18 protein-coding genes are annotated in these 17,273 nt (G+C 53.6%); 15 read left to right on the forward strand and 3 right to left on the reverse strand.

Annotated features, from left to right (window positions below; genetic code table 11):
* Window positions 1-314 precede the first annotated feature (314 nt).
* The 15 genes from FP815_10535 (at window position 315) to FP815_10605 (ending at window position 14,275) form a co-directional block, all read left to right on the forward strand.
* Window positions 315-722, forward strand: coding sequence for a bacteriohemerythrin (locus FP815_10535; GenBank protein ID MBA3015372.1), 408 nt, complete (start codon window positions 315-317; stop codon window positions 720-722).
* Between the two features lie 171 nt (window positions 723-893).
* Window positions 894-1,346: an Rrf2 family transcriptional regulator gene (locus FP815_10540; GenBank protein MBA3015373.1), complete on the forward strand. Its 453-nt coding sequence runs from the start codon at window positions 894-896 to the stop codon at window positions 1,344-1,346.
* The gene (locus FP815_10545; protein ID MBA3015374.1) at window positions 1,343-3,592 is read left to right on the forward strand and encodes an ATP-binding protein; all 2,250 of its coding nucleotides are present in this window, start codon (window positions 1,343-1,345) and stop codon (window positions 3,590-3,592) included. Before FP815_10540 ends, FP815_10545 begins: the two co-directional genes overlap by 4 nt.
* A gap of 221 nt (window positions 3,593-3,813) precedes the next feature.
* Window positions 3,814-5,220 (forward strand): cytochrome C oxidase Cbb3, encoded by a 1,407-nt coding sequence (locus tag FP815_10550; GenBank protein MBA3015375.1) that lies wholly within the window; start codon window positions 3,814-3,816, stop codon window positions 5,218-5,220.
* Window positions 5,221-5,234: 14 nt separating this feature from the next.
* Entirely contained in the window at window positions 5,235-6,149 is a 915-nt protein-coding gene (locus FP815_10555) for a cytochrome C oxidase Cbb3 (GenBank protein MBA3015376.1), read from the forward strand.
* Window positions 6,149-6,289 carry a CcoQ/FixQ family Cbb3-type cytochrome c oxidase assembly chaperone gene (locus FP815_10560; GenBank protein ID MBA3015377.1) on the forward strand — a complete coding sequence of 47 codons (141 nt, stop codon included), beginning with the start codon at window positions 6,149-6,151 and terminating at the stop codon, window positions 6,287-6,289. The genes FP815_10555 and FP815_10560 overlap by 1 nt, the downstream gene beginning before the upstream one ends.
* A gap of 132 nt (window positions 6,290-6,421) precedes the next feature.
* The gene (locus FP815_10565; GenBank protein MBA3015378.1) at window positions 6,422-6,643 is read left to right on the forward strand and encodes a hypothetical protein; all 222 of its coding nucleotides are present in this window, start codon (window positions 6,422-6,424) and stop codon (window positions 6,641-6,643) included.
* Between the two features lie 106 nt (window positions 6,644-6,749).
* Complete coding sequence (locus FP815_10570; protein ID MBA3015379.1) at window positions 6,750-7,970, forward strand: 4Fe-4S binding protein; 1,221 nt, start codon at window positions 6,750-6,752, stop codon at window positions 7,968-7,970.
* Window positions 7,967-8,446 carry a hypothetical protein gene (locus tag FP815_10575; protein ID MBA3015380.1) on the forward strand — a complete coding sequence of 160 codons (480 nt, stop codon included), beginning with the start codon at window positions 7,967-7,969 and terminating at the stop codon, window positions 8,444-8,446. Before FP815_10570 ends, FP815_10575 begins: the two co-directional genes overlap by 4 nt.
* A gap of 3 nt (window positions 8,447-8,449) precedes the next feature.
* On the forward strand, window positions 8,450-10,855 hold the full coding sequence (locus FP815_10580) for a heavy metal translocating P-type ATPase (GenBank protein ID MBA3015381.1): 2,406 nt from the start codon (window positions 8,450-8,452) through the stop codon (window positions 10,853-10,855).
* Window positions 10,856-10,930: 75 nt separating this feature from the next.
* Complete coding sequence (gene ccoS / locus FP815_10585; GenBank protein ID MBA3015382.1) at window positions 10,931-11,077, forward strand: cbb3-type cytochrome oxidase assembly protein CcoS; 147 nt, start codon at window positions 10,931-10,933, stop codon at window positions 11,075-11,077.
* Window positions 11,067-11,804 (forward strand): sulfite exporter TauE/SafE family protein, encoded by a 738-nt coding sequence (locus FP815_10590; GenBank protein ID MBA3015383.1) that lies wholly within the window; start codon window positions 11,067-11,069, stop codon window positions 11,802-11,804. Before ccoS ends, FP815_10590 begins: the two co-directional genes overlap by 11 nt.
* A 491-nt stretch (window positions 11,805-12,295) precedes the next feature.
* Window positions 12,296-13,204 (forward strand): hypothetical protein, encoded by a 909-nt coding sequence (locus FP815_10595; protein MBA3015384.1) that lies wholly within the window; start codon window positions 12,296-12,298, stop codon window positions 13,202-13,204.
* Complete coding sequence (locus FP815_10600; protein MBA3015385.1) at window positions 13,152-13,553, forward strand: cytochrome c3 family protein; 402 nt, start codon at window positions 13,152-13,154, stop codon at window positions 13,551-13,553. Before FP815_10595 ends, FP815_10600 begins: the two co-directional genes overlap by 53 nt.
* A 107-nt stretch (window positions 13,554-13,660) precedes the next feature.
* A complete protein-coding gene (locus FP815_10605; protein MBA3015386.1) occupies window positions 13,661-14,275 on the forward strand; it encodes a response regulator in 615 nt (204 codons plus the stop codon).
* 11 nt (window positions 14,276-14,286) lie between these two features.
* On the opposite strand, the gene maf is transcribed toward FP815_10605, so the two are convergent.
* The 3 genes from maf to FP815_10620 all read right to left on the reverse strand — a co-directional run bounded on the left by maf (window position 14,287) and on the right by FP815_10620 (window position 17,078).
* Window positions 14,287-14,964 carry a septum formation protein Maf gene (gene maf / locus FP815_10610; GenBank protein MBA3015387.1) on the reverse strand — a complete coding sequence of 226 codons (678 nt, stop codon included), beginning with the start codon at window positions 14,962-14,964 and terminating at the stop codon, window positions 14,287-14,289.
* Window positions 14,965-15,108: 144 nt separating this feature from the next.
* Window positions 15,109-15,852, reverse strand: a complete 744-nt coding sequence (fabL, locus tag FP815_10615) for an enoyl-[acyl-carrier-protein] reductase FabL (protein ID MBA3015388.1) — start codon at window positions 15,850-15,852, stop codon at window positions 15,109-15,111.
* A gap of 263 nt (window positions 15,853-16,115) precedes the next feature.
* A complete protein-coding gene (locus tag FP815_10620; protein ID MBA3015389.1) occupies window positions 16,116-17,078 on the reverse strand; it encodes a DUF362 domain-containing protein in 963 nt (320 codons plus the stop codon).
* Window positions 17,079-17,273: the final 195 nt, after the last annotated feature.

Here is a 17,273-nt window from a genome sequence, read left to right on the forward strand (position 1 = left end):
ACAGCTAAGCGAGTTTGCGAGACTGCGAAGCAGATGGAGTGCCCGGTGAACGTTTACTATTTTTCAACGCCTGACTCTGCTTTACTTCAGCAACTGAGACCCTCTTAACACTGCAATCGCCCAGGTACCTTTCCAGTAAAACCATCCATCATCAACCATAAAAGTGTACTTGACAAACAGCAGCTCTTCATTATAGCTTGCAAACAGGCCCATCACCCCCAGTCCTACCAGCAGCAGTGATGAGTGGCCCTGCCCCCTACTGACATAAAATATTGCAATCTTTCACCCGATACTTAAAACATAGGAGAGTAGTTATGCCCATTATGTCCTGGACTGACACGTACAGCGTTGGAATTGCAGAAATCGACCAACAGCACAAAAAACTTATTGAACTGATTAACGCCTTGCATGATGCGATGGCAAAAGGCCAAGCCAAAACTGTCCTTGGCAAGATTCTTAGCGACTTGATCACTTACTGTGCCAGTCATTTTGCCTTGGAAGAAAAGCTCTTCGACACTCATGGTTATCCTGATTCTACTGACCACAAAGACAAGCACCATAAAATGACCTCAAAGGTACTGGCGCTTCAGCAACAGTTTGAGCAGGGGAAAGTCACCATTACCCTGGACGTCATGGACTTCCTCCAACAATGGCTCGACAAGCATATCCTCGGCACTGACAAAAAATACGCTCCATTCTTGAACAGTAAGGGAGTTAAATAGTCACAGCCAGCCCAACCTTTCGGATCACGCTGGGGACAGACCCCATAAACCGCAGTCCAGACTGAGTGCAGCACCCCTGTCTCAAGTCGTAGAGACTTTTTTCTTGACACCACACCCTCAAACAAGATAAATAGGATAAAAATTATCTTATTTATCTCAACAGAGAATGCGATGAAAATCACCATGGCTGCCGAATACGCGGTTCGCTGCGTCCTGTATCTTGCAAAAAAAAGACGGGACGCTTTGGTCAGCCGCCAGGAGATCGCGGATCAAGCCAATATTCCAGATCCGTTTTTAGCCAAAATCGCCCAAGATCTGGCCAAAGCCAATATTATCACCATTAAACAAGGGGCAAAGGGTGGATACAGCCTTCGCCAGCGCCCTGAAGAGCTTACCATGCTAGCCGTAGTCGAGGCGATCATCGGCGAGATTACCTTAAATGAGTGCACCACTAATCCAGCGTCCTGCTCCGCCAGCATAAACTGTTCTGCAAACCTCGTCTGGAGCCAAGCCCGGAAACAACTCCGGCAAACACTACGGGAAGCCACCTTTGCCATCCTCGCCCGTGGGAATGCCTGCTTTCCCGTCCTTGAGACGCCCCCTGCTCCGGAGACCTTGCCATGACAGATCCATCCAAACTGCTTTTTCTCGGCTCCGACATCAGGATCATCAACCTGCCCATCAAAGAAGTCAGTCTGCTCGCCGAAGGCAGCCTCCCGGCATACGGATACAATCCGGGCGACTTCATCGAACTGATGGCCGGACGAATCACTATTGAACATGGCCGTCTCGAACAGTGCCGAACCTGGTTGGAATCCACCTTGGCGGGCGTAACCGATAGGCCTCAGCTCGAAACCCTGACGTACGGTGACCCGAAAGAAGTCTATCAAATCTTCCGTAAACGGGATTACACCAAACACCCCGGTCACGGCTGGTTCATGTTCCACCAGATCCTGCCACCTGAGGGGCGCAAACCGGTCTGCAACCAGCTCGTCACTACCCCATATAATGAAGCAGCGCTGAATGACAACACCGGGATCATCATCATCGACGACTCGGGCCGCCCTCCGTGTCAAGCAAAACAGATCAAGGCCGCAAACAAGGATGCCTGGATCATCGCCATGGGCATCAGTGTCGCCCACTGGGAAGACTGGGCCAACCTCTTCAAAGAACAATTTCACCTTTTCTGCCGCCTTGCAGATCTAGAAACTACCCGGATGGAGATGGACAGCTCAGTCAATTGGGAGACGATCGTCGCCATGTCGATCCGGGCGTTGCGCTCCCCTGAGGTGGGACTGTGGGACAACAGCCAAAAACGCTTCCGCTGCCATGTGATGGTGGAAATGTTCCCCCACGGCCTGCTGTACCTGGGGCCGGACGGGGCCTTTTTTCGCCATCGACCGGGGTGCCTGCCCCAGAAGAGTTCACCCCGACACCAGGGGTCAGTTCCCTGCTACGACACCCTGGTCACCTCAATGCTGGCAAGAGATTGCCTGTCAAGCGGCCGCCCGGTATTCTGCCGCAACTACTTCTATGACTTTTCCAAACGAGTCCTGACCAACTGGCACTTCCTCCACCACCAAGGCTATGCCTTCAATAACGAGCTAGCTCTGCCGAACCTCGACTTCAGCTCCGAGACCCCAGACCTGGCGGAATGTTCCGCCCAGGCTCCTCACGACCCTTGCTTTATTGAACTCCCCGTCCAACGCTCTGAGTTCAATCACGCCCTCGAACTGGTCTCAAGTCAGACCTGGAACAACCAGAAAAAAAGGGCCCTCCGCGCTTTCTTTCCTCCCAAAGATCCCTACTGCACCGAACGTGAGGAGGTCCGCGCATTGCCCGCCGGACACCTGGCCATTATCATTGACGTCCTCCACCACCTCAAGGAAGAGGTTAGCTGGAAGCGTGGCTTTGAAAAATTACGCCTCTACCATGTTGGCAACCTGCGGACTACTGATCCGGCAGAGATCGAGCCGGTAATCACCCTGCAGAATGTCATGGACTCTTACGTCTCGAGGGAGAGTTTCCAGCGGCCATTGTGCCTGGGGGTATTTGGCCCCCCCGGTTCAGGAAAATCCTTTTCGGTCAAGGAGGTGGCCCGAGTCGTCTCTAAAAAATTTGCAGCCAACCCCTTTGAATTTTTTGAATTCAACATGACCCAATTCACCGGCCCGGAGGAGATCAACTCGGCCATTGAACCAATCCGGGCCTCAGTGGCCAAAGGCAAGGTCCCCATCGTCTTCTGGGACGAATTCGACTGCCGTTACGACGGCAATGAGTTTGGCTATCTCCGTTACTTCCTGCCCTCGATGCAGGACGGAGTAACCTATGTCCACGGAACGCCGTACAACATCGGTCGTTCAATCTTCGCCTTCGCCGGCGGGGTCAAGGCCAGCTGGGAGGAGATGGAACGGCTCATCGACCCGTCAAACCCAGAGGCCCTGCTCCGAGCCAAGACTTTAAAAATTCCCGACTTCATGAGCCGCTTGCGAGTAGTGCTGGACATTGATGGCATCGAACTCTCCGACGAACTCTTCTCCCGCTCTGCTACCCAGGAACAGCTGGAGGAGCTGCGCCGGATCCTGATGAAACGGGCCTTCATCATCGCCCACCAGATGGACACTCACTGGAAAAAGGCAGCCCGCAAGACTTCAGGACTGCTCCTGCGGCTACTGCTCGCCAAATACAGTTTCGGGGCACGCTCCATTGAAGCGGTGATCGAGGCCAGTGGAGCTTCGGACCGCCTAGTCTACGGCCTCCCGGAACTGATCGCCCCCTCATCGGCCAGAATCCATGCCGAATGGCGCGTTGATTTAGAACGGGAAGTGGACTCCATCCGCAAAGATCAAGGAATCCGGGCGGTGTGGTGAAGAAATGTAACTACTCTGGTTGGCGGTGATCAGTGACCGGTTTACGGTTAACAAACTCACAACTATCATGAATCATTCTATGTTGATAGTATCTGTGAATGTTCAGTTATTTGTCGAAATCACTAACCGTTAACTGACAACCGCAAATCGACAACCTGAGCAGTCACAAAGAAATTAGTAATTTCGTAATTGATAATTCGTAATTAAAACAAGGAGGCGGTATGGAAAAAACGGACTACAACTATGACATCGTCAAAAGTTACGTGCACTGGAGTCTTCTCTGGGGCATCGTGGCTGTTCTGGTGGGGGTGCTGATCTCGTTTCAGCTGGTCTATCCTAACCTTAACCTAGCCCCCTACCTGACCTACGGCAGGCTCCGGCCATTACACACCAATGCCGGCATCTTCGGCTGGGGCATTGGCAGTTTTTTCGCCCTGTTCTACTATATTGTTCAACGCCTGTGCCGACGTCCCCTATGGAGTGAAGGCCTAGCTCGCTTTCAGCTCTACTTTTTTAACGCCACCATCATCGCAGCAGCAGTTACCCTGCTCCTGGGCTTCAACACCTCAAAAGAGTACCATGAGCTGGAGTGGCCCCTCGATATCATGGTGGTCATTCTCTGGGTAATCTTCTCGATTAATATCATCATGACCATCGTCAAGCGTCGGGAAGAGCACATGTACATCTCCTTGTGGTACATGCTGGCCACCCTGGTCGGAGTAGCGGTGCTCTACCTGGTCAATGCCGCCGAGATCCCGGTCTCCCTTTTCAAGTCGTATTCCGCCTATGCCGGCACCAACGACGCCAATGTCCAATGGTGGTTTGGTCATAACGCCGTGGCCATGGTCCTTACCACCCCGCCACTGGCAATTTTTTATTATTTTCTGCCCAAGACTACCGGCGCCCCTATTTACAGCCACCGGATCTCGATCATCGCCTTCTGGAGCCTGATTTTCATGTACCTATGGACCGGCGCCCATCATCTGCTGTGGACTCCAGTACCTGACTGGGTCCAGACCCTCGCCATGGCCTTCTCGATCATGCTCATTGCCCCGTCCTGGGGATCGGTCTTCAACGGCTACCTCACCATGGGCGGTCAGTGGCACCAGATGCGGGACAACTACCTGGTCAAATTTCTGATCCTGGGCATCACCTTCTACGGTCTGCAGACCCTTCAAGGACCATCGCAGGCGGTACGCTCCTTCTCTGCCTTCATCCACTACACTGAGTGGATTCCAGGCCATGTCCACATGGGGACCATGGGCTGGGTCTCAATGGTCCTCTTTGCCGGGATCTACTACATCCTCCCCCACATCTATAACCGGGAAATCTATAGCATCGGCCTCGCTAACCTCCATTTCTGGCTGGTACTGGTCGGCCAACTTATCTATTCGGTTTCAATGTGGATCGCCGGTGTTCAACAGGCCTCAATGTGGCACAGCATCAACCCGGACGGCAGCCTGAGCTTCACCTTTGTCGAAACCCTGGCCCAAATGTACCCCTACTGGACCATCCGAGCGGTGAGCGGCGTCATCTACCTGGCCGGCGTACTGGTCTTCATCTACAACCTGATCATGACAGCCCGCAGCCCCAAAGCTGTGTTTGCACCGGCTGCTCAGAACGCTTAAAGGAGGAGACTATCATGTGGGAGAAAAAACCAGTCCTCTTACTTATCCTGGCAACCCTGGCCATCCTGGTCGGAACCGTTATCACCATGGTCCTGCCCTTCAAATGGGTTAACACTGAGGCAGACCGTATCGATACCGTCACACCCTATACCGCACTGCAACTGGCTGGACGTGATGTCTACATCCGCGAAGGGTGCAACAACTGCCACACCCAGACCATTCGTCCCTTAGTGGCCGAGGTCCTACGCTATGGCGATTACTCTAAATCAGGAGAATTCGTTTACGATCAACCTCACCTCTGGGGATCGCGCCGCACCGGTCCGGATCTCGCACGCATCGGCGGCAAATACCCTGACGCCTGGCACGTTCAGCATATGAAGCAGCCAACCGTGATGATCCCCCAATCCAATATGCCATCCTACACCTTTCTGGAAGCCGTACAACTTGATCCGGCATACACTGAGAAGAAAATGAAGGTCCTTGACTTCCCCTATACCCCGGAAGAGATCACGGCCCTCACCGGCAAGACCGAACTTGACGCGCTGGTCGCTTACCTCCAAAAACTGGGCAACGACATCCCGTGGCGGCAGCAGACCAAGACCGCCATTGTCGGGCAGCTCAACAACCCCTACAAACATGACGAAGCGACTATCAACGAAGGAAATATCCTTTTTGAACACAACTGCGAAGTTTGCCATGACATTATCATGAAACCCAACGCGGAAAGTAACGATATCGGTCCGCCGCTGACCAATATGGGAGATTTTGACGAGAATGAAATGTTCACTCTTATCCACGATGGTATCGAAGGCAGCATGCCAGGTTTCGCCAAACTCGGAGCCAACAAGATCTGGAAAATCATTATCTATCTGAAATATCACCATACCGAGCATGAAACCATGGAGCATAGAAAGGACGCGATCCAATGATCGATCTGGCCAGTATCCTCTATCTCGGCGTGACCATTGGCTTGTTCATTATCTTCGCGGTTATTGTCACCAGAACCTTCAACCGCAAGCGAAAGGATGAGATCGAGTCCCCCAAATACCGGATGCTTGACGACGACTGATCTTCACTCGTATGCCTTGGGTTACAGGCCAAAAGGCCTGTAACCCAAGGCTCTTTCAGCTCTGGGTGTCGGAGTGCACGCAACTCAACCGACCTCCACTAAAAGATTATTCACCGACATAAGGAGACACCTATGAAGGACTCTACAGCAGAAAAATTCGACGGCATCAAGGAGAACCGGGAAAATCCCCCGCCAACCTACTTCAACATCCTCTACTACGGCCTGATTATTTGGGCTGTAATCTTCTCGGCCTATTTCCTACTCAGTGGCTGGACATCACACGGCGAGTTCCAGGAAAAGATGCAGAACTATCACACAAAACATCAAACCACCCCTGCCTCAGGGCAGCAATAACAGCATGAATCGAGCTACTGATGGCCGGCCAGCGGAACTAATCCCACCTCGTGGCACCGCGCTTCCATTGTTGCCCAACCCGTTGAATATTTAAATTATTTTTTTCATGGCCCGTCACTTTTCTTTCAGCCCTTGGCGCCGGGCCTTTCAATGGTCATTAACCGCCCTGGTGGCGATAATACCCTTTGTAAACTCTGATGGCGGAGCCCTGCTCCGCCTGAATATCCCCACATTGACCCTGGAACTTGCCGGGCATCGCTTCCGGATAGAAGAACTGTATCTGGTTTGGCTCTTTGCTCTTGCCCTCATCTTCCTGTTTATCCTGATTACGCTCATTCTGGGTCGGGTCTGGTGCGGCTGGGTCTGTCCGCAAACAGCCCTGTCCGATACTGCCGACTGGCTGAACAGACACAAACATCTTCGCCCGCTCCGGCACCTTGGCTTTATCCTGATCAGCCTGTGGGCCGGGGCGACCTTTGTCTGGTACTTCATGCCCCCCGCTCAATACCTCACTCTTCTGGTGTCTGGAAAGCTCGGGGTCTGGCCTGTAGGCACAACCCTGGTTATTACAGGACTGATCATGGTCGATCTACTCTTTATCCGGCGCCTGTTCTGCCAGGATTTTTGTCCCTACGGGCGATTCCAGACAATCTTACTGGACAAAGGGACCCTGACCCTGCAAGCCCCCCAGGAAGAACTCCACCGCTGTATCGACTGCAAGTCCTGTCTCAGGATCTGCCCGACCGGCATCGACATCAGAAAAGGTCCCCAGATCGAATGCATCAACTGTGCGCTATGCCTGGATGCCTGTCGTCAGATCATGAGCAACCGCGGAGAAGAGGGAATCATCCGTTACACCTTCGGGCTGGACGATTTAGGCTGGCACGCCATCATCAGCGCCAAGACCATAGCCCTGGCCTTGATCGTAACCGCACTCAGCAGCGCAACTCTGTTCCTTGCCAGCCACCGTCCGGTAGCCAACTTTAAGATTGGCCGGGCCGCCCTGTTAGCCTCCCGGCTGACGGACAGTGGCCGTCAACAAACCTTTTTCAGCGGTTCCATCACCAACCGCCGGGAGACGGAACAAAAATTTACCATCTCCGTGACCGACGTCAACGATGAGTCCATGACCATCAGAGGCCCCACCAGCTTCACTTTAGCTGGTAACGAAAAACACCCCCTGACCCTGGCGATCGACAGCCCCAAAATCCCCGGGCCGGCCCCAATGCCAATCACCTTCACCCTGATAGCGCTAGAAGACAATTCCCGACTAACGATAGCCGCCTACATCACTCCCGCTGAGATCAGCGGCAAACCAAAACCATGATGCTTATGACTACCAATAAAAACTCCGCCCGCTGGCCCTTCTTTATTCTCGCCTTAGTTTCTGCCTTTGTCGTCTTCTCCTGGTGGTCATTCGATCGCGCCGCCTCCGGGGTCAGTCCCATCTCTGATCCTGATTACTATGCCCACGGCCTGAAATACCACAGCTCGACTCTTGATGCCCAGACCGCAGCCAGCTCCGGCTGGTCCATCACGCCACGTCTTGAGGGCAGAACCCTGACCATCAAGGTTGCCGACTCCCGACAAAACATCATCCTCGGCTGTCAAGCTGTGATCGCTTTCCCCTCAGATTCAACCAAAAAGTCCGCAATCATGCCCCTTACTCTGTCGGATATCGGCAATGGTCACTATTCTGGGACACTTCCCGAAGGACTCCCCCCCTCAGTCTCAGCAACCCTGACTCTCAGTAAAAATCAAGCCACAACCCAGCGTCAAATACTCATTAACCAGGAAAGCTGACCTGTGACTTCGCCAGCCATCCCCACCTGCAGCCACTGTGCCCTGCCCTGCCAACCGGTCCTGATTGAGGACTCAATCAACGGTCAAGCCACGACCTTCTGCTGCCACGGCTGCCAAGGGGCCTACCGCATCATCACCGGCGCAGGACTCGGCCAGTTTTACCAGCGCCGGGATTGGTCCGAACAGGGCGTTCCTGATGCTGTTTTTCAAACTACGTACCATGAAGAGTACCTGGCGCAGTTCATCCGCCAGACCGAAACCGGAACAGAGATTTCCCTACTCATTGAGGGCATCCGCTGTGCCACCTGTGTTTGGCTGATCGAAAAAATCCTCTCATCCCAGCCAGGAGTCATCTCTGCCCGAGTTAACTTTAGCAACCATCGCCTGCAACTCATCTTTAATAACCAGACCACTAACGCCAGCGCCCTGATTCCCGCTTTAAGCCGTATCGGCTATCTCGCCCGGCCCTTTACCCGGGAGGCGGCGCAACGTCAGGCCGACGAAGCCCATCGCAGCCTGTTGATCCGCTTTGGCGCCGCCTCCTTCCTGTCCATGCAGCTGATGGGCTATTCGTTGGCCCTCTACGCCGGATATCTTCAGGGCATCGACCCGATGACTCGTAACATCATGCAGATATTTGCCGCCGTGGTCACCACGCCGGTTGTCTTCTATTCAGGATTTCCATTTCTCTCCGGGGCCTGGAACTCCCTTCGCAACCGTGCCCCCAACATGGACCTATTGATCAGCCTCGGGGTGCTGGTCGCCTATGGATACAGCCTATGGGCCATGACCCGCGGCATGGAAGTCTACTTTGATACTGCAGCCATGATCGTTACTCTGATCCTCTTGGGCCGTCTGCTGGAAAACGCTGCCCGCAGCATGGCAGGCAGCGGCATTGACCGACTGCTGCGCTTAAACCCGGAGCTTGCGACCCGTCTAAACGACAGCGGAGACCCTGAGCAGGTCCCGAGTTCCAGCCTGAAGCCAGGAGATCGAATCCTGGTCCCGCCAGGACAGCGTTTCCCGGTTGATGGCGCCATCATTCATGGCACAACCGAAACCGATGAGGCTATCGTAACCGGCGAGGCCATGCCGGTGTGCCATGGACCAGGTGAGTCAATAATCGCTGGCGCACTCAACCTGACCTGCAGTGTCGAGGTGTCGGTGACCCGGCCAGCCAAAGACTCCTTCATTGCCCGGATCATCCGACTGGTGGAAGAAGCCCAGTCCCGCAAGGCTCCGATTCAATCATTAGCCGACAAAATAGCGGTCATCTTTGTTCCCCTGGTGATCTCCGTATCCACCCTGACCTTCCTCTACTGGCTGCTGATCGAGAACGACTCTAGCAACGCCATCCTCAACGGAGTCGCCGTTCTGGTGGTCGCCTGTCCCTGCGCACTGGGCCTTGCTACTCCAACTGCGGTGCTGGTCGCCACCGGCGCTGCAGCGGCGCAAGGCATCCTCTTCCGTGGCGGCGATATCCTGGAAGCGACAGCCCACGTGCGGACGGTGGCCTTAGACAAAACCGGCACTATCACTCGTGGCCAACCCCAGGTCAAAGAGATCGCTCCGGTCAAAGGTACGGAAAACGAACTCCTGAGCCTCGCCGCCCAGCTCGAACATAGCTCGACACACCCCTTAGCCCGAGGAATCATGCGTGCGGCTTCCGAGAGAAGGCTATCAGTAACCACCGCTCCAGTCCACTCAGTTCCTGGTCAGGGCCTGGAACTGACCTCCGAAAACAGCATCATCCGGGCCGGTACCAGGGATTTCTTAGCCAAGCATGGGGTAAGCATCCCGCAAGCCCAAACACCACAGTCTCTCACCGAGGTCCATCTGGCGATTGACCGCCAGTATCAGGGCGCCATTTACCTTGATGATGCCGTCCGCCCCGAAGCGCCAGCCACGATTACCAGGCTCAAGTCACTCAATATCGAACCAGTCATGTTGACAGGAGACCATGAGTCAGCCGCGCAGAGGATTGCTGGTCCGTTGGCAATACCCTTTTTCGCCCGGCTCACTCCGGACCAGAAGGCCTCCTGGGTGGCATCAAACCAAAGTCAAGGTCGCTCAGTCCTCATGGTCGGCGATGGCATTAACGATGCCCCGGCCCTCAGTGCTGCCACCGTTGGTTGCGCGATGGCAGGGAGTTCGGACATCGCACTTGACAACGCAGACATCGCCCTGACGCGCCCTGATCTCGGCAAGGTGGCACAGGCAATCAGTATCGCCCGCATGACTCTCAGCATCATCCATCAAAACCTGTTCTGGGCCTTTGTCTACAATATCCTGATGCTGCCACTGGCTGCCACCGGATACCTCACACCCATCCACGCCGCCGGCGCCATGGCTGCGAGTTCAATTTGCGTAATCGGAAACTCTCTTCGCTTGAAAAGAATTCCGTGTTAATAGTTGGTTTGCGACCTGACGGCCTAACCCACCCTTGATGAATACCTAACTTACCCTGCGGGAAGTCACTCACCGATGCTGACATCAACCATTACCCTTATCATCCTCTCGCTATTCTTAGGGCTTGCCGCTTGGCTTATCTTTATCTGGGCAGTCAAAAAAGGAGAGTTCGATGACATCGAAGGCCCTAAATATCGGATGATGGACGACGATGAAGAGTAATCCGATTTACACTATGGCGCTGATGACCGGCTTCCTTGGGTCCGCCCACTGCCTCGGCATGTGCGGCGGATTGATCACCGCCCTGTCCATGACCATGCCCCAACGGGTGAGTCCCTTTCTGTTCCTTATCCTCTACCATGGTGGACGGATTGCCACCTACAGCATAGTCGGCGTGACAGTGGGTTGGCTGGGCTCGGTCCTGGCCTACGCCAACTCCTTTCACGGGGTGATGCGCCTGGCGCTCATCGGCTCTGATCTATTCATCATTGCGGCCGGCTTAGGCACCGCCGGGTTGTTTAGCAGACTTACCCTCTTCCGCCTCGAATCCTCCGCTCCGGCAACAGTCATCACCCGCATTGTCGGACATCTGCCCAGCAGACCAGAAGCCATCACGGCCCTGCCGCTCGGCCTGCTGATGGGTTTTCTGCCCTGCGGCTTCTCTTACGCCATGGCCATCACCGCTGCCCAGACTACCTCCCCTCTCACCGGAGGCCTCACCATGTTGGTGTTCGGTCTGGGAACCACCCCGGCTCTTTTTGTGTTCGGCAGCGCCATCGGCTGGCTCAACCGCCGCCCCTTAGCCTCCCCGCTTAGTACCAAAACCAAGACCTGGATGGCCAGAATCGCGGGACTCATGGTAGCGGGAATGGGTGGTTACCACCTTATCCAGCATATCCAGCTCCTTGGCTGGACCTTTTCCGGTCCATTAGGGTTCCTCTGCCACTGAAACAGATTTTTCGTAAGCGGTTACAGGATACCCCATCTGCTTTGTCAGCGGCCTGTTCTCATACAGGTGTATAGCTCACAGGCCGCTTTCGCGCATCTGGGGTACCCTGTAACCGCTTACAGTCCTTGCTTGACTGGAGATTGGCCCCTGTGATCACGTACGATTTTTCTCCAAAAACAGTGAAAAACACTGTATTATTGCTGACACAGTGAGTAAAAAGAATTGTAATTCTACTTTGTCACATTTACTTTACAGCTGTACACACATAAAATTTCTCGTCATTCCGGCATGATTTTAGCCGGAATCCAGACCGTTGTGACGTACTGGACCCCAGCTGAAATCATGCTGGGGTGACGAAAAGAAACCCTGTGACGGCTGACATTTCGTCCCTGAAACTACCACCAATTCGCACAACTTCTGGGTCAAATATCCCTCCATCATGATTACATTTGACCGCTCCTGCACTAGAATGATTGAGGACCCACACCTCCATGCGATTATCACCTTTTTGGAACCCACAGCTCGTTCACTCTACTCTCGGCAACCTTCACCTCAGGCCTGTCCTTATTGCCATCTCAATTGTTACTGCTCTTTTTTCGCCCCCGCCGCTGCATGCCGGCCCCTATGCCGACTCTGCCCACGGTACGAGCATAGAACGAACCAGCACAGCAGCCCTGGGTTATGCCAAAGGTAACTGCGCCCATTGCCATGAACTTAAAGGGGGGAACCCTTCAGTCCTCTTCTCCTCTGACAATATCTGCTTACAATGCCACACCAATGTAGGCTCCCTGCAAACATTGGGTATCGACAACCGCAGCTACAGTTATCGGGCGGGTGGATACTATGACGGAGTGGATAGCGTAGAAGAATCTTTTTCGTTTGATACCGCTTCGTATCCCGCTATCACCGGCACTTCCCATGACTTAAGTAAGATATTAACCTTTATTTCAACGCCCCCCGTGAATTGGGGCTTCACCTCGACCTCAAACCCATGTACTGCCTGCCACAACCCGCATGCCGCCAAAAAAATAACTCCTATTTCCCTCCCCAGCCTGCACAGCGCTGGCTCTGGCGGCTGGGGGCTGTGGGGAGATGTAAGCGCCGAAACCATGAGCACCTTCTCCTCTTTCACCACCTATCAAGCTCTCTACCGTCATACCGGAGGGGGGTATGAGCCAAAAGGCGACGCAACACCACTTGCCGCATCTCAAAGCACTACCAATTTCATCGTCTTCTGCACTAAATGCCACAATGCTATCAACACCATTTTCAGCACCAGACTGGGCAGAAACCTCCGTCCTGTCGATTGGGAAACCGAAAAACATGGCAAGGGGATAGCTACCTCCTCTGGGAAAAAAAGGCGTGGATGGACAAGACGATCTCTTGCCTCCCTACAGTGATACAAAGTTAGGGGATTATGTCCTATCCTGCCTTGATTGCCACGAGCCCCATGGCTCTGCCAACGCCTTTCTCCTAAGGCCCGAGGTGAACGGCGTTGCCGAGGTGGCCATCATAACAGAGTATGGCGACGCCAACGGGCCGGCCGGCCCAGGCCCAACGCAATGCAACAAAGAATGGACCACCCTCTGTGCGCGATGCCATACCAGACTGAGTCCTGGCAATGATGGCTTTCATCTCCACCAAAACCCCGCAGGAAGCTGCACTGCTGTGTGTCACCAAGCCGCAGCACCGTGCTTTTACCCACCGTGTGGCGCCTGCCACTACCATGGTTCACTTGATAAATTTTAATGGTGTCGGCAAATAGACTGATAGACAGGCACAGACTTCGACAATCGAAAGGTTACTGAACAAATATTCACCTTGACAACATCATCTCAACATCCGATATTATTCTCATGGATCCCATAAAACAGACCATCCTCGTCGTCGAGGACCACCCAGCCACCCGTAGGCTATTACAGGATATCCTGGGTAAGGAGTATCAAGTAATTACGACCGGCGATGGCGCGAAGGCCCTCCCTCTGATCAATGAGAATCCCTCAATTGATCTAATCCTCCTTGACATCATCATGCCTGGACTCAACGGGTACGAGGTGTGTGAAAGTCTGAAGACAAGCGAACGGACGCGGGATATTCCGGTTATCTTTTTAACGGTGCTGGAGGAGGACCATGACGAGGCCCGCGGGTTCAAGGCTGGAGTAGCTGATTATATCATTAAACCGATAAGCCGACTCCGGCTCTTGGCTCGAATCAAGAATCAACTGGCCTTGCGGCAGAAGCAGAAGGAACTGGAAGAAAAAAATCGAACATTGGAAGCAGCATTAGAGCAGATCAAAACCCTTCATGGAATACTCCCCATCTGCTCATTCTGCAAGCAGATCCGTAACGACCATGGCGCTTGGCAACGCCTGGAGGTATATATTCAAAAACATTCAGACGCTGAGTTTTCCCATAGCGTCTGCCCGACGTGCATGAAAACACATTATCCGGAATTCTGTCCGCCCAAATAGCCCCAAGAGCGTTAACAACACGCTCTCCCCTCAGCAGCAACAGGCTGCACAATCCCCAGATCGAACATCACAGCAACCACCTCGGCTAATGGCAGACCTACCACATTACTGTATGAGCCGTTAATCTCCTGCACCATAAAACCTCCAAACGACTGAATACCATAGCCACCGGCCTTATCCAAAGGATCCCCGGAGCGCACATAAGCCCAAATTACAGGATCAGTAAGATTTGCAAACCGAACAGCAGTCCTGACAGCACAACGACTCGCTGCCTGCCCCCCCCGACAGAGACAGAATCCCGTCCACACTTCATGCCACCGACCAGACAAGCGGGCAAGCATCGACATCGCCTCGGCAGCATCCACCGGTTTACCCAGCATCTCTCCATCCAGCGCCACCACCGTATCTGCTGCCAACACCCATTCTTCCGGGTGACGACTGGCCACAATCCGGGCCTTGTCCTCCGCCACTCGCACGACAAAGACCTCCGGCCCTTCTCCGGGTAAGACCATCTCATCCGCATCGGCGGCATCGATCACAAACTCAAGACCAAGCCCCGACAGCATCTCCCGCCGACGGGGCGAGGCCGAAGCCAGAACAAACGGCGCTGTGTTTCGGAAACAACCGATAGCTCCACCAGAAGTCAAAGGCGGAGAAATTACAAAAGTACCGTTTATCTTTGCCGTCATATCAGCACTCAGTTCAGTCCTCGCTTGACGGGGATATCCTTAGCTGATATCCAGCAAGAAACATTCGTCATTCCGGCTAAAAACATGCCGGAATGACGAATGTTTCGAGAGTTAATAGACGGTATATCAATAATTGCCGACACCCTAAGCCCGAATCGAATAGCCGCCATCCACGACCACGGTCTGACCGCTGATCATCTTGGCAAGATCACTGCAGAGAAAAAGACTGACATCGGCCACATCATCGGGCGTGGTCAGGCGCCCAAGCGGAGTTCGGGCCAGAGCGGTATCCAAGATTATTTGGCGATTGGGAAATTTTTTAAGCGCCTCGGTATCCACCGCCCCAGCGCTAATAGTATTGACGTTAATCCCCTTAGGGCCAAGCTCTACCGCCATATGACGAACCAAAGACTCCAGCGCCGCCTTCGACGCACCCACTGCAGTATAATTTTCCACCGCTCGAACCGAACCCAGGCTGGATACAGCCATGATTCTGCCTCCAACAGGCATCAAAGGCACCGCCTGCTGCACCAGGGTCAGCAAGGCACGGGCATTGATATCCATCGCCCAATTCCAATGGCGGCTATCAAGCTCCATCATCGGTTTGAGTACACCTGAAGCGGCATTGCTCACCAAAAAATCAATCCGCCCATATTCACTCTTGATTACCTCAAACATGGCCCGAACATGGCCATCATCAGCGACATTAGCCTTGACGACCACACACCGGGCCCCTTTGGCCTCGATAAGACGAGCTGTCTCCTCGGCATCCGCCCGGTGCCGGATATAATTGACCACCAGATTGACCCCATTTTCGGCAAATCTGAGAGCGATAGCCTTACCAATTCCCCTTGAACTACCCGTCACCAATGCCACTTTACCCTGCAAATTAAACATACTCCCTCCGTTACCGGGTGACCCCGGTCTTATCCAATATTTTGGGTAACGACTAAATCGTTACAGTTCCGGGCAGATACTCATTTTGCGATAACTACCCAGGTTTACGGTGATCAGTTCCCGTTTTTGCGATGTGTGCTTTTCGCACATGAGCAGGCCCATAACAACGCAGATGTAGCACTGCTGAACAGTTACAATTATTCTAAGTTGCTGATATCTATGAGTGATCAACCATTTATAGAGATCACTAACCGTCAACTGTCAACCGTAAACCGACAACCTAAGTACTTACCTTTTTGGCACATTCTCTTAATCCCGCTTCTTAAAAACCGCCCCACCTGAAATCTTACAGGATCAAGAATTTCAGGTACTAAAAACTCTAGAACTACACCCTCTGGAGGCAGATGAAGCGAATATTCCAATTCCTCCAATTGACTCCCTGGCAATCCACGCCGCAGACACTCCTGTCCGAGAGGAGAAAGGTCATGATCCAAGCCAAGCGCCGTCATCATCGCCGTATCCAAGGCAATAGGATTGAGGCTCGCCCCCAGCAGTCCAACAGCGAGCGGCTCGCCATCCATCGGACCAGTACGGTGCATAGCCACAACACCGTCAATAAGACTGACTCCCCCGGGCAACTCAGCAAGCAAATCGACCAGCAATCGGACAAACTTGCCATCGCCACCGCCGTGCCGCATATGGGCCATAGCCTTACGCCAACCAAGGACAACCCCGAAATAGTTCTTCACCGCCATGGTTACACGAAGCTGGCTGTGAGCCTTAAGCTTAGGCAAATTAACCAACCGATCACACTCGAAGACCTCTGCCGCCACTGTCACTGCAATCTGGCTTTCGGTGACAATTTTCTTCCGACGCACAAAGGAGACACATCTTACCGGCAACCCTGCCAAAACGCTAGTCATGCCACAATAGTCCATGACAGCAGCCGCACTGCCAAAGGCTGGCGAGTCACCGACAGAAACCGAAGCGCCATGGTCAAGGCACCATTCCGCCATGGCCCTGACCACCTGCGGATGAGTCACAGCCAAACCATCAACACGACCGGCCGCAACAAGATTCGGCTTCAACAACACCTTATCACCATGTGCCACAAGAAAACCGACCGCACAGCACAAACGATCAACCTGCTCCTTCAAGACCCCAGCCTCATAAGTCGGGCAGCGGGCCAATGCAACCACAGAGGATGTAATTTTCATCAGCTTCACACCGTAATCAGCCTTCTGTCACCACCACATCCTTGATGACGTCGCAAAAAGCCCGACCTACTGCGTTGCAGCGCACTTTTGCTCATTCGGCACACCATATGTGTGGCCTCATTCGCAAAAGCACACTGCGCCTTGTATATCGGCCCTTTTGCTTAGCCATCCCGTGACTTTTTGCGAGACCATCAA

It is taken from the genome of Desulfobulbaceae bacterium (assembly GCA_013792005.1).
In the GTDB taxonomy this organism is placed as follows: Bacteria; Desulfobacterota; Desulfobulbia; order Desulfobulbales; family VMSU01; genus VMSU01.